The organism is Marinobacter changyiensis (assembly GCF_009193265.1).
In the GTDB taxonomy this organism is placed as follows: Bacteria; Pseudomonadota; Gammaproteobacteria; order Pseudomonadales; family Oleiphilaceae; genus Marinobacter; species Marinobacter changyiensis.
Map to the genome: position 1 here is coordinate 1 of NZ_VZZZ01000010.1, position 12,574 is coordinate 12,574.

Here is a 12,574-nt window from a genome sequence, read left to right on the forward strand (position 1 = left end):
TCTGCTCAGCACAATTGCGTTCTTTTGCCCATTGTTGATACTCAGGCAAAGCAAGAGGTCGCGAGTAGTAAAATCCTTGAGCCAGGTCCGCTCCCAGATCTGTGACGATCTTCCTCTGTTGCTCTGTTTCAACGCCCTCTACAGTTACCTCAAGTTTTAATGCCTTGGCCATAGATATCATGGATTCCATGATTGTACGGGCTTCTGCGCTGTCTTCCAGATTGTTGACAAAAGCCCGGTCGATCTTCAATCCCGACAGCGGCAGATGGATCAGGTACTGAAACGAAGAATAACCTGTGCCGAAATCGTCCAGACTGACTTTAAAACCCTGGTCGCGCAGGCTCCCAACGGCTGCTTTTGCTAGTTCAGGGTCCTGAATCAGTGCGCCTTCCGTAATTTCAATTTCAAGAGATTCTGGAGTTACGCCGTATGAAGAAACCAAACTCCCCAGATCATTAATTAACGAGGGGTTCATCAAATTGTTAATCGCAAAGTTGACGCTGACCGGCATAAGGTTCTGCGCCCCGATATTTTTGCAAGCTCTAGCGATCACGAATCGCGTCACAGGGTCTATCAGTGTCGTACTTTCCACCTTAGGCATGAATAGCCCGGGCATAACCATTTTGTTTTCATGGTTGAACCAGCGCAGTAAAGCTTCTGAACCAACGTGCTGGCCGGTCCGCAGGCATATCTTGGGCTGGTAGAATAACTGAAACTCCTGATTGGCTAATCCATCGCGGACCCGTGCTATAAGTTGAACGCGCTCTGCGGTTTTCTGGTCGAACATCGGGTCGTAACGCCGGTAGGGAACTTTATTCTCAATCGCTACTGACAAACCGGTTCTCGCACGGTTGATAACAATTTCCGGATTCTGATCGTTTTTTCTAACAAGGTAGCTTCCAGCAACAATTTGAACGCGCAGGGAAATGCCTTTCACGATGGTTTCTTCTTCACCAACTTTCTGAGCAGCTTCAAAAACGGAGCCGATTTCTTCCTGGGAGCCTACTTCCTCCTGAGATGAAACGGAGAATAAAATTGCCAACTCCGATTTGCTGAACCGGTAGACTTGGAAAGGTACTTTGATATTTTGACTGATTCGCTTGGCCAGATCTTTGACCACTTGTTCAGCCGTATCGGCACCCATTGATTGCAGAATTTCCCACAGGTCCTGCATCCGGAGCAGAAGTATCGCTGTTGAGGGAGCCTTATTCTGACTCGCCCTTCGAAGTAACCTTTCAAGGTCCCGGGTAAGGGCCGCTTGTGTCCTAAGACCGGTTTTGTTATCGATTTCAAGTGCCTGAAGGCGGCGTTGATTGGCCTGTCTCAGGCTTTGGAAAAGCCCTGCTGAAAAAACACCGATAAGAAGGAAGAAGGCGATTCGTGCCAGCCAGTTTTCCGTTGACTGGAAAGTGCCGGTTGAGACGACCAGGGGCATCAATGGGCCAATGAGAAGCCCTCCCGTTATTGCAGAAATGATTGCGCCAGTTAATCGAAACCATACAGCTGATAACAGTATCGGTAGCAGGATTACATAGGGATAGGCATAGCTTGTACCTCCGGTGAAGTACACAACCCAGGTGCCAGCGGCTAAAAAAACGATAATCACCAACAGCCTGCAAATGGCCATCGCAAATTGCGACAATTGTGGCCATTTCTCCGAGTGCCATATGTTTTCGAAGGTAGGAAGGTAGCTACTACTCTCTCTATTCATTTGACTGCCTTACGACTAATTCAGTCTTTACAAATTTTAGCTATTAAATTTATTTTCATTCATATGACCAATAGGCTAGCGACTTCAAGCACCTCCCGTCGCTATTGAGGATCAACCACTACCAGCGTAATACAAAAAAGAACCACTACTGTGTAAAAAAATGTTACACCAGCAGTGTCAGGAAATTTGCGCTTTGCAATGAAACCAGGGGGAATCTCTGAGTTCCCTTCGGCTCGAGCAAATGAAGGCACTGAGGTTAAGGCTGGGTACCAATTGAGAGCTTCAATGACTTGCTTACTGTGAGGTTTATTGGGTGAGTAGATCAGCAGGCTCTATGGCGCGAGGCATCCTTTCGTTGTGCTTTCCAACAACGAGCGGAGTGCAGCAATCCGATTGAACATAGTCACTGCGCTGGCTGTTAATTTGCCGGGCTTGGTGCCTCCAGTTGACACTTTCAGGTTGATCACGGCCAGCGCTCTACACAATCAAAAAATGCATAAAGACAGCCTCAGAAAATTTGAGTTCTGAAATTGCTGTGACTAAGATCCAACAACAAGGTGCAGCAACATTCGGGGATTCTGAACTTTGGCGTTGCAGGAGGTGCTTAAGGCCCCGCTTGCAGAAACTCATTCCCTCGGCACTTAAGGGGCTATGGATGTTAGCAAGAAGTAATAGCAACGCTACCCACCTAAGCAAAACAGGTTATTCCTTTTCAATCCTTGTTCACCATACGTTTCAGTACCTGACGCAGCTTCCCGTTAACGCGCTCAAAACAGTCCAAGCTTACGTCCACGATCTGGTACGTGACCTTCACCACTAAGAGGCCGGCATGGTTTTTCCTTCCAAGTCTATGTCCATTTTGGTCGTAGAGGACATTGCCGCAATGCGGAAAATGTTGAAAGACAGCCTTCGCTTGATGGGGTTGAACAATGTTTCGCTTGCTGAAAATGGTGAACAGGCATTAACCCTGTTAGCGACCAATCGAGTCGATTTAATTATTTCTGACAGCAACATGCCGAAAATGAACGGCATGGAATTACTGAAAATAATACGAGAAACCCCTGCCTGGCGCAGCATTCCTTTTATGATGGTAACAGCTGAAAGTGACAGGACGTTGGTCAGTGCGGCCATCCAGGGAGGCGTCACCCAATTCCTTATTAAGCCCTTTACCTACTTAGATCTTCAGAATCGGGTCAACAAAATCACCCATCAAGTGAAACCCGCTGGCGTTGTAGAGATCACCGCAGCTGCGGAAGAATGTCATGAAACACCGAATGAAGCGTTTGGACACGATTTTGGCAGCGCTATTGTAATGTTGGTGGGTGATCTAGCGGCGGACAAAGCAGTGGCCCCTATCTTAAAGCGCTTCCATACGATCCGCTCCGCAATCAGTGGTGAACAAGCCTTGGAGATGGTTCATACCCTGTCTGCGCCAGATCTCATCCTGATGGAGGTGACGCTGCCCGATACAACTGGGTATGACGTCTGTCACCAGCTAAAAAGCGACCCTTCTACCGCCGCCATACCGGTTATATTTCTCACCGCACAAGCAACATCAAAGGAGATCACCCGCGGATTCAAGGTGGGATGCGTCGATTACATCACCAAACCGGCTGACCCGATGGTGCTACAAGCTCGCGTCGCGACACATATTCAAATCCGCCACGCCAAAGAAGACTTGCGCAATCACATTGATACTCTGTTGGAGAACGCCCGACTGCGAGAGGATGTGGAGCGCATGACACGCCACGACATTAAAAGTCCGTTGTCTGCCATCATCTCTACCGCCGACGCGCTATTGCAAAATGGACCATGGACCGAGCATGTCGCGGGGGCATTGGAAACGATGCGAGAGGCTGGTTTTGACGCGCTCAATATGGTGAACCGAACCCTTGACCTCTACAAAATGGAGACAGGTACCTACCGGTTCGAGCCAACCTCGGTGAATTTGGTCACATTAGCAAAGCGGGTCATTCGGGAGATGAAGAGTGAAGCGGACCAAAAGCAGGTCCGCTTATCGCTGCGGCCAACTTCGAACTGTCTTTGTCTCGGGGAAGAAAGCCTATGCCTTTCCTTGTTGCGAAATTTACTTAAGAACGCCGTTGAAGCCTCTTCTCCAGGCGATACCGTGAACATAATGTTGAACAAAAAAACTAAAATTAACCTTATGATCCATAATAAAGGGACCGTTCCCGACAGCCTAAGGGACACCTTTTTCGACAAGTACACGACTGCTAATAAGGCACAGGGAACGGGCTTGGGGACCTATTCTGCAAAACTGATGACTGAGGTGCAGGGAGGGAAAATACGCTTTATATCCAATTACAAGCAAGGGACCGTTTTGCACGTGGCACTGGAACCTGCCTTCACCAATCAGGGCCAGCAACAGCTGGTTTCATAAGCTACATACTGAAAGTCAGATAGCAAGTATCGCGGTGGTGCGGACGCTGTTCGCTGAAAAGCTTGCGGAAAACTGGCTTCCGGAACAAACATCGGGCCGGCTCGGGCGAACTTACTCAAATAGTTCTGGACAGTGTTTCAAGTTTTTCATCTGTACCGAAAGTAACGAGCAATCGATTTCGGCTCCTCATATTAGAATATGCGTCTCACGATGTGATGGCCAGACGTTTGCGTTCGAAAGAGGCACAACATAGATCAATTGTAAGCGTCCGGTAATCCCATCTTGAACCTCACGCTGCTGGCGTCAGGATAGTGTCCACTTATTTTCTAGTGGACACTTAACATGAACAACATAAGAGTAACTAAGCCCTACCAGAAGCGTCGCCGCTTCTCTCCTGATTTTAAAGCCAGCATCGTTGATGAGTGCCTGGAACCCGGAGCCTCTGTTTCCCGAATTTCTTTGGAGAACGGACTCAACACCAACATGGTTCGGCGCTGGATCAATGAAGCTCGACGAGCGCCGAAAACATCGGGGTTTGTGTCGGTCACTCTGCCAGCGGCACCCTCTGCACCGAGCAACCAATCAGTCTCAGAAAAGCGTAGCACCATCCGCATTGAGATTCCCCGCGCCGGTGGCGCGGTTGTGGTGGAGTGGCCTGCGGAGCAGGCCCACCAGTGCGTCGCTTTGCTGCGGGATCTATTGGGATGATCCGCATCGACGAGATCTGGCTGGCCACGGAACCGTTGGATATGCGGGCCGGGCCCGATAAGGCTCTGGCTCGCGTCATTCAGGTTTTTGGTTCGGCCAGACCCCATTGCGCCTACCTGTTTGCCAACAAACGAGGCAACCGGATGAAGGTGCTGATCCATGATGGCCTGGGCATCTGGCTGTGTGCCCGCCGTCTGAACCGGGGCAAATTCCACTGGGGCGAAACCTGGCGCGGTGACCAACTGCGCCTGACCGAAGAGCAGTTGTCCGCCCTGGTTCAGGGCCTGCCCTGGCAACGCCTTGGAGCCGACGGCGCTATCTCCATCCTGTAACCACAAGTGCCGCAGTACCGCTATAGCCAGAACCGCGAATCGCCTGCCGCACAAGGACTTGGCATACTGAAGGGCATGACTCAGCGCTCCGATATCAACCAACTCTCTGCCGATCAGCTCCGTGCCCTGGCGACGGAACTGATGGACTCTCTGGACGCCAAGGATCAAGTCTTGGGCCGGAAGGAGCGAGAGTTGGTGCGCAGCAACGCCATCATCGAGAAGCTGACCCACGAAGTAGCCATCCTCAAGCGTCACAAGTACGCCCGTCGCAGTGAACAACTCGATGCTGTTCAGGGGAAACTGCTGGACGAATTGATCGACAGTGACCTGGCCGCCATCGAAGCCGAGCTGGACCAGGCGATGACCGAGGAGCAGAAAGCGTCCCGGCCAAAGCAGAAGCCCAAGCGCACCCCGCTGCCACCAGAACTGCCCCGTACCCTGATCCACCACGAACCGGACGATACCCGGTGCCAGTGTGGCTGCCAGCTCAAGCGTATTGGTGAAGACATCAGCGAGAAGCTGGACTACGTTCCCGGCGAGTTCACCGTCGAGCGCCACATCCGTGGCAAGTGGGCCTGCAACAAGTGCGAGACCCTGATCCAGGCACCGGTACCACCGCAAGTAATCGACAAGGGTATACCTACCGCCGGTCTGTTGGCTCAGGTGCTGGTGGCCAAGTACGCGGACCATCTACCGCTGTTCCGTCAGGAGCGCATCTTCGGCCGTGCTGGATTAGAAATCCCGCGTTCCACCCTGGCCGAATGGGTGGGTGCCTGCGGTGTGCAATTGCAGCCGTTGGTGGATGCGCTGAGAAATGCTCTATTGGAGCATAGCGTTCTGCACGCCGATGAAACCCCGGTCAGCATGCTGGCCCCGGGCAAGAAGAAAACCCACAAGGCTTACGTCTGGGCTTACTGCACCACACCGTTCTCGGACCTGAAAGCCACCGTTTACGACTTCGCTCCAAGCCGTGCGGGCGAACACGCCCGCACCTTCCTGGGTGACTGGCAGGGCAAACTGGTCTGTGATGATTATGCTGGCTACAAGGCCGGGTTCGGCAACGGTATTACCGAAATCGGTTGCATGGCTCACGCCCGGCGCAAGTTCTACGACCTGCACGAAGCCAACAAGAGTGAACTAGCAGCAAAAGCCCTGGAATACATCGGCGGACTCTACGAAATCGAGCGGGAATCCAAAGATCTGCCGCCGGACAAACGGCAGGAGATCCGGGAAGCGAAAGCCAGGCCCATTGCTGATGCGTTACATCAATGGATGCTGGCGCATCGCCAGAAAGTGCCGGATGGCTCCGGCACGGCTAAAGCCCTGGATTACAGCCTCAAACGCTGGAAAGCGCTGACGCGCTACCTGGACGATGGTGCTGTGCCCATCGACAATAACTGGGTGGAAAACCAGATCCGGCCCTGGGCGCTGGGCCGCAACAACTGGTTGTTCGCAGGGTCACTACGCAGTGGTCAGCGTGCGGCTGCGATCATGACACTGATCCAGTCTGCAAAGCTGAATGGTCATGACCCCTATGCCTATCTGAAGGATTTGTTGACCCGCCTGCCGACGCAGAAAAACAACGCCATCGACGAGCTATTGCCCCACAACTGGAAGCCTTGCATACCCTGATAAGTCGCAATGGCCGGCCACTTATGTTGGATTGTTTGATTCCTCTCTAAAGGCTCTATCATGCGGAATTGGCCGTTTTTGATTGAGCGTAATTTCGGATAATCCCACAAGACAAACCACCGTCTAACTCACCCACTAGATCAAGTAGAAAATAATAAACAGTGAAAGCTGTCTCATTTTTTTGACGAAACAATAAACTTTTTGTAATACTTTCACTTAGACTAATTGTCACTACCTGTTGAGTGCATGTTTTACAGCAGTGGTACTGCACTTCGTTGATGCTCGTAACAGCGAAGCGAGAGGGCGTCTCGAGAGTGTGAAAAACTGTCAGGGACACTCCAGCGTCAGGATCTGTCAGATCGTCATGCTTTCTGAAGACGGTCTTTTTTTATCGTAGTAAAAGGGGTCATGGATGCGACGCACTCTTCAATGGGTTAGGGGGTTCTTCGGAACCTCGACGAAAAAATCGCAGCCCGCGACTACCTCCCAACTGGGCCATGCCGATAAAGAGACGAGCGATCCAGTTTTCTTGGCCGTAGACGAGGTCTCGGGAAGTCTGCAAGAAGGCTTGCTCTCCTGGCTCTTGAACGTGGAGCCACACCAACTGGAGAAAACCGACGAGCGCACAAGCGCCATTGTCGCCCAACTGGAAAGCAGAATAAGCTCTGGCAAACTGGAAGAGTTGCCACGTCAGCCGCTGATTCTCCCCAAGCTGTTGCAAGCCCTGTCCAAGGAAAACTCGGACAGACGGGAACTGGTTAGCATTATCTTGAAGGACCCTGCACTGACCAACCGGGTTCTTCAGGTCGCGAACAGCCCCTTTTTCCGATCCGGAGATCAACATATTGAGTCGGTAGACCAGGCGGTCTTTCTGTTAGGGCACAGAGGCATTCGGAATGTCGTGTCGGCTTCCATCATGCAACCCATGCTGGCCGCGCGGGACAATGCCGAAGCGCTGTTCAGTGAGCGAGTCTGGCAGTGGGGCATGACATGCGCCAGATCAGCGGAAGCAGTTGCCATCTCGAAAGGTGTGGACAGCGGTGCTCACTTTCTATTGGGCTTACTGCCGGCGCTCTCTTACATCACCCTTCGACGTGAAGTGCAAAGGCTTTACAAAGACCGCTGCAACCGAGAGGAGGTACCCCCCAGTCTGTTTCGTGCGGTTTTCAGCCAGTTCGATTGGGCAACCGCCCGACTGGTGGCCCAGAAGTGGAGCTTACCCTCTAGCTTCCAAGCCAGTTTGCCTGCAACGACGCGTCCAACGCCGATGCAGTATTCTACCCCGCTCCGCGATGGAATTATGCTGGGTACCCGCGAGGTATTGCGTCACGTCAATCACCCCACTCTGACCGAAGAGGAACTTCGTCAAGTTCTGCTGCTGGAAGAGCCGCAGTTCGACAGGATACGTGGCGCGATTGCGGGGATGCTTGAAAAAGAGGCGAGCCCGGCTTGATAACCTCTACGACTTTTCTTCAGTCACCACGTCTCACGCTGCTGACAGGCCGCTGCACGGTATGCAAAAACGGATCTGATTGGCTGTCCCTTTTTCTATAAGGCTTGAAGGGGGCCCTCCATTGAGGACGCTAATTCTGGAACACGACGTAATGATGGCTGACCTTCTGGAGACAGTTGTTAGCGGTCTCTATCCGGGTGGCACTGTTTTTGTAACGGGGGCCATGGAGAGCGCTCTGGCGTATTGGAGGGAAAACGGTGCTGACTTGATAATTACTGGCTGGAGCCTACCGGATGGATCGGGCCTGGCCTGTGCAAGAGCCGTTCGCGAAAATGACAAACAAACACCGGTTGTCTTGATTTCCAGTCGGTCGGATCGCAAATCTGTGCGCCAGGCTGCACACCACGGCATCAATAGCTACATCGTAAAACCTTTCGATGTGTCGCTCCTTCACGAAAGGCTGAAATCACTGGTTGGCCAGGAAGCTTTTGAGCAGCAGTCACCCATCGATCTGGAGCAACGATTACGATCCTCGGTCGATACGGTCATCCAGCTTCCTTGCGAGATTAATACGGCTGATGTCATCAAGCTGATGGAACGTCGGCAGGATCTCTATCCATCTCAGCTTGCCGCGCGCTGGAATGACGAAATGGCGCTGACATCTCGTCTGCTGGATGTCGCGAACACTGCATCTTTCAAAAAGACTGGTGAACCCGTCCGTAATTTGCAGGATGCCATTGCAACCTTGGGGATCGATATGGCACTCCGGCAAGCAGTGGCATTGTCGTTGAATATATCCGGACACTTGCGCGACCCGCGTCTTGCGGAGAGGGCCGAGGCGTTTATTGAACTCGCCGAAAAAACGGCCCGCGAGGCCGAACTGGTTGCAGCGAGGCTTGAAATCAACGCCGCGGAGATTCATGCAGCTGCACTGCTCAGTCGCATTGGTGAGTTGGCAGTGCTCAAGGTGATGCAAGAGGCAATTGACCAAAACTGCTCCATTTCGGAAGAGCATATTGAAGGTGGGTTGGGGACCTGGGCTCCTACCTTTGGAAACCGTCTGAAGGTGCAATGGCATCTACCAATTCCGCTCAGGGAACTCATCGGGGCTGTGCATATTCTTCCTCGGGCCGCCACCCGCGAGTCGCTGATCGTGATGCGCACAGCAGCGCTCAAAGCAGCTGGCGAGGGAAAAAGCGAAGAATGTTTGCGTCTTCTGAGTCGACTCGGGTTGGATGAATATAACTGTGAGCAACTATAGCAAGCAGATACAGAAACTGTGGCGAATCCCTTACGTTGGGGGATTAACAGAATTGATGTGCCCAGCAATCTACAACATACAATTTATGAGCGCTTGTCGTTTATTTCTACGGCCAAAAGTGAGAGAGGAAAACATCAGTCGCTTTTACTGACGCAAAAATGTACATGTTGGTATAATTCATACGGTCGGTGAATCAAATCACTTGCTCCAATGTACTGGTGTGAACCTTGCAGAACCATGGTAAAAACTCCGTCAATGATGACGGTCGTCTATTTTCCGCCGACGCAAGCGGAGCGCCAGAGCGTTTGGGGCGGCTGCTTGTTGCTGACGATGAGCCGCGTTTGCTCGAAAGCTTATGCTCGATACTGCGTGACAAAGGATTTGAGGTCGACGGTGCCATGGATGGCGACGCCGTCTGCCAGCAGCTACAAGATAATACCTATGATCTGATTTTGTTGGATATCCGCATGCCGGGGAAGAGCGGTTTAGAGATCATGGCTTGGTTGAAAGAGACCGGCATTGATGCTCAGGTCATCATTATCAGCGGTCATTCCGACTATCGCATCGTCAGGCAAGCATTCAAGCTGGGTGCATGCGATTATCTAACAAAGCCCTACGATGTCGATGATTTAATTCGGGCTATTGGTGGCACAGTTTTGGAACGAAGACAGGGCCGTTCGCAGGCGACTACGGGTCGGGTTAAACCGCTAAAAGGCGAGTTTTTTTAGGCACACACTTGATCATCTCCCGGAGCTGGTTTTTTCACTGGACGAGCGAAAGTGCATCAACTATCTGAATCATCAAGTCGAGAGCCTCAAGGGGTTGCCGGCGGAGGAGTTGATTGGTCAACCGTTTTCACAGCTCGTTAATGAGGATGACATTGCGAAGCTTCCACTGTTCTTTGAGAAGGCCGAGGCTGGCGAGCCAATAACCCAAGAGATCAAGCTTAAAACACACAGTGGAGGCATTGGTTACCAGGACTTTGATATTACCATTACCTCTCCGCTTGAGGTGAATCCCGCGCTAACTCATGCAAAGTTCTCTCCAGAGAATCCTCCTTTTTTGGGCATTGCGCGTGACATCACTGAACGCAAACGGACACTGGAATTGCTGGAGTTTCGTGCTTCTCACGATTCACTGACCGAGTTGCCCAATAGGAGCTTGTTTATGGATCGACTTAGGTTGGCTGTCAGTCAGGCGAGACGTAATGGGCAAAAGTTTGCTGTGCTTTTTATCGACCTCAACGATTTTAAAGTGGTAAACGATACATACGGGCATGGGATTGGTGATCAACTATTGCAGAAAGTCGCAGCCGGTCTGAAACATTGTTTGCGGGAAGGGGATACGCTCGCTCGCTACGGTGGTGATGAATTTATGGCTCTGTTGCCCTCGCTTGATGAAAAAAAGGATGCCGCAACGGTCGCACGCAAACTTTTGACCTCGCTCGAAACCCCTTTTCATTTTGAGGGCTGCGACCTTCGCGTTTCTATCGGAATCAGCATCGGGATTGCACTGTACCCTGAAGACGGTGATGGGGCGGAAACGCTTGTGGAGCGGGCAGACATGGCCATGTATGCCGTGAAACGGAAGAAAAAGAACGACTTTTATTTTTACAGCTAGTGCGAATCTGAAAAAGTCTCGAAATCAGCGGTAACACGGCGATTGCCGATAGGTATAGGATTTTCAATTATCTTGGGCTGGGTATCAAAACAAGAGGCGCAAAAACCGCCGCCGGTATTTTTAGAACAAAAAGACAAGCTCTTTTCTGGAGTAAGCATTAGTGCTGGGTGTCCACTGAACACCATCCTGCGGAGGCAGCGTCTGGCTCAAGATGGGGTCACCGGTCGCTTACGATCAATTGAGCTATCCCATGCCCTGAAGTCTATAAACCACAATTTGAAGCTTACGGTGCTTTATCCACACTATCGGGCAGTACGTTTACCGGTAACTCCGCAGTGAGCAGTGGGCACTTGCAGGAGTTGGTGCAGAATGCTGTACGCGATGGTTGAGGGGCCAAGTCGTCTCTCCAGTATTCGGTTTGTAGTTGTCTGGGAACAAAGGGTGAGCACTGCATCTAAGGCTGTTGCACTTGGCCAAGAAGAGCGACCGCGAAAGCGCCTTGGGTCGTTTCGTGTTGTCCGGCATTGAGCGCCGCAAACTCCCCAGCCTGCTGGAATGCGAAGAGCTCTCCCTGAGCCTCAATCCGGCTCAGCCAGTCGTGGCAGTGCCAGCATGCACTAGGCGACTACCAGGCTCTATTGCCCGCAGGAGGCTGCCATGAGTGACGTGACGGCCTCGCTGTCATTAATGCTGAAACACCTGCGCTTGGGCAGCATCAAGGATCAACGGCAACCCTTTGCGGACAAGTCTGTGACGGAAAATTGGCGTCCGGAGCAATATTTGAGCGAGCTGTGCGCCCTGTAGCTTGCCTCCCGGAAAGACAAGCGCTTAAGCGCTATCTCAAGGAAGCCACGTTACCGCCCGGCAAGCACCTGGGCAGTTTTAACTTCGACGCCGTGACCGGAGTGACCACCCTCCCCACACATCAGCCAACTGATTGATCAGTCTGACTGGGTGAAGCGCAGTGACAATCCGTTGCTGTTCGGTGCCAGCGGGATCGGCAAAACCACCGCGCCAGCAGCATCGGTTACGGCCTGATCGTGGCCCGCATCCGGTTTAAATTCGTGGCCGCCAAGGCGCTCGTACAAAGCCCGCAACGCGCCAAGGAAGGACTGCGTCTTAGATGATGCTCTGGCCCGTCTCGACAAGTACGCCATGCTCATCATCGACGATCTGGGCTACATACGGAAAACCGAGCAGGAAAGCAGTGTACTGTTCGACCTAATAGCGCATCGCTACGAGCGCCATAGTCTGATCATCACGTCCAACCAAGACTTCGAGCATTGGACAAGCTGTTCGAGGACACCATTATGACCGTCGCAGCCATGGACCGGCAGTATTGGCCATTGGCAGAGTGTTTTTGGTGATCATAAGAGATCCGACTCGCGCTAAAGTTCGCAAACGTCGAGTGGATGTACAGGTAAATACCTGCTACACATACAGCACTGATTAAAAT

The 12,574-nt window shown here is 52.0% G+C and carries 12 protein-coding genes and 1 pseudogene; 11 read left to right on the plus strand and 2 right to left on the minus strand.

Translation table 11 applies throughout. The features are described 5' to 3' along the window. Positions 1 to 1,642 (minus strand): putative bifunctional diguanylate cyclase/phosphodiesterase (locus tag F6Y09_RS19725; protein ID WP_218944211.1); only part of this gene is annotated, 1,642 nt, incomplete at its 3' end. An 898-nt stretch (positions 1,643 to 2,540) separates the two neighbouring features. Here F6Y09_RS19725 and F6Y09_RS19730 point away from each other — a divergent pair. The 10 genes and pseudogenes from F6Y09_RS19730 to F6Y09_RS20640 all read left to right on the plus strand — a co-directional run bounded on the left by F6Y09_RS19730 (position 2,541) and on the right by F6Y09_RS20640 (position 11,922). After that, positions 2,541 to 4,112 carry an ATP-binding response regulator gene (locus F6Y09_RS19730; RefSeq protein ID WP_152208676.1) on the plus strand — a complete coding sequence of 524 codons (1,572 nt, stop codon included), beginning with the start codon at positions 2,541 to 2,543 and terminating at the stop codon, positions 4,110 to 4,112. 342 nt (positions 4,113 to 4,454) lie between these two features. Then, positions 4,455 to 4,820 carry an IS66-like element accessory protein TnpA gene (gene tnpA, locus F6Y09_RS19735; RefSeq protein ID WP_152208677.1) on the plus strand — a complete coding sequence of 122 codons (366 nt, stop codon included), beginning with the start codon at positions 4,455 to 4,457 and terminating at the stop codon, positions 4,818 to 4,820. Continuing rightward, a complete protein-coding gene (tnpB, locus tag F6Y09_RS19740; RefSeq protein WP_152208678.1) occupies positions 4,817 to 5,152 on the plus strand; it encodes an IS66 family insertion sequence element accessory protein TnpB in 336 nt (111 codons plus the stop codon). The genes tnpA and tnpB overlap by 4 nt, the downstream gene beginning before the upstream one ends. 75 nt (positions 5,153 to 5,227) lie before the next feature. After that, positions 5,228 to 6,784, plus strand: coding sequence for an IS66 family transposase (gene tnpC / locus F6Y09_RS19745; RefSeq protein WP_152208679.1), 1,557 nt, complete (start codon positions 5,228 to 5,230; stop codon positions 6,782 to 6,784). 412 nt (positions 6,785 to 7,196) lie between these two features. After that, positions 7,197 to 8,237, plus strand: coding sequence for an HDOD domain-containing protein (locus tag F6Y09_RS19750; protein ID WP_152208680.1), 1,041 nt, complete (start codon positions 7,197 to 7,199; stop codon positions 8,235 to 8,237). Between the two features lie 121 nt (positions 8,238 to 8,358). Then, positions 8,359 to 9,498: an HDOD domain-containing protein gene (locus F6Y09_RS19755; RefSeq protein WP_152208681.1), complete on the plus strand. Its 1,140-nt coding sequence runs from the start codon at positions 8,359 to 8,361 to the stop codon at positions 9,496 to 9,498. Between the two features lie 227 nt (positions 9,499 to 9,725). After that, entirely contained in the window at positions 9,726 to 10,226 is a 501-nt protein-coding gene (locus tag F6Y09_RS19760) for a response regulator (protein ID WP_152208682.1), read from the plus strand. Between the two features lie 19 nt (positions 10,227 to 10,245). Next, positions 10,246 to 11,118 (plus strand): annotated as a pseudogene (locus F6Y09_RS20755) (diguanylate cyclase domain-containing protein); the annotation flags it as partial. A gap of 469 nt (positions 11,119 to 11,587) precedes the next feature. Continuing rightward, positions 11,588 to 11,779 (plus strand): hypothetical protein, encoded by a 192-nt coding sequence (locus tag F6Y09_RS19770; RefSeq protein ID WP_152208684.1) that lies wholly within the window; start codon positions 11,588 to 11,590, stop codon positions 11,777 to 11,779. Continuing rightward, on the plus strand, positions 11,776 to 11,922 hold the full coding sequence (locus tag F6Y09_RS20640; protein WP_246180615.1) for a hypothetical protein: 147 nt from the start codon (positions 11,776 to 11,778) through the stop codon (positions 11,920 to 11,922). Before F6Y09_RS19770 ends, F6Y09_RS20640 begins: the two co-directional genes overlap by 4 nt. 137 nt (positions 11,923 to 12,059) lie before the next feature. Here the strand turns inward: F6Y09_RS20640 and F6Y09_RS20645 are convergent, their stop codons facing one another. After that, positions 12,060 to 12,275 carry a hypothetical protein gene (locus F6Y09_RS20645; RefSeq protein WP_246180616.1) on the minus strand — a complete coding sequence of 72 codons (216 nt, stop codon included), beginning with the start codon at positions 12,273 to 12,275 and terminating at the stop codon, positions 12,060 to 12,062. Between F6Y09_RS20645 and F6Y09_RS20760 the strand changes: the two genes are divergently transcribed. Then, entirely contained in the window at positions 12,274 to 12,432 is a 159-nt protein-coding gene (locus F6Y09_RS20760; protein ID WP_343031161.1) for an ATP-binding protein, read from the plus strand. The genes F6Y09_RS20645 and F6Y09_RS20760 overlap by 2 nt on opposite strands. Positions 12,433 to 12,574: the final 142 nt, after the last annotated feature.

What these genes read in the sequence shown, in the direction of transcription:
- F6Y09_RS20645 (WP_246180616.1), bottom strand. Translation starts at nt 12,275, where the DNA reads ATGGCGTACTTGTCGAGACGGGCCAGAGCATCATCTAAGACGCAGTCC.
- F6Y09_RS19750 (WP_152208680.1), top strand. Translation starts at nt 7,197, where the DNA reads ATGCGACGCACTCTTCAATGGGTTAGGGGGTTCTTCGGAACCTCGACG.
- tnpA (WP_152208677.1), top strand. Translation starts at nt 4,455, where the DNA reads ATGAACAACATAAGAGTAACTAAGCCCTACCAGAAGCGTCGCCGCTTC.
- F6Y09_RS20640 (WP_246180615.1), top strand. Translation starts at nt 11,776, where the DNA reads ATGAGTGACGTGACGGCCTCGCTGTCATTAATGCTGAAACACCTGCGC.
- F6Y09_RS19730 (WP_152208676.1), top strand. Translation starts at nt 2,541, where the DNA reads ATGGTTTTTCCTTCCAAGTCTATGTCCATTTTGGTCGTAGAGGACATT.
- tnpB (WP_152208678.1), top strand. Translation starts at nt 4,817, where the DNA reads ATGATCCGCATCGACGAGATCTGGCTGGCCACGGAACCGTTGGATATG.
- F6Y09_RS20760 (WP_343031161.1), top strand. Translation starts at nt 12,274, where the DNA reads ATGCTCATCATCGACGATCTGGGCTACATACGGAAAACCGAGCAGGAA.
- tnpC (WP_152208679.1), top strand. Translation starts at nt 5,228, where the DNA reads ATGACTCAGCGCTCCGATATCAACCAACTCTCTGCCGATCAGCTCCGT.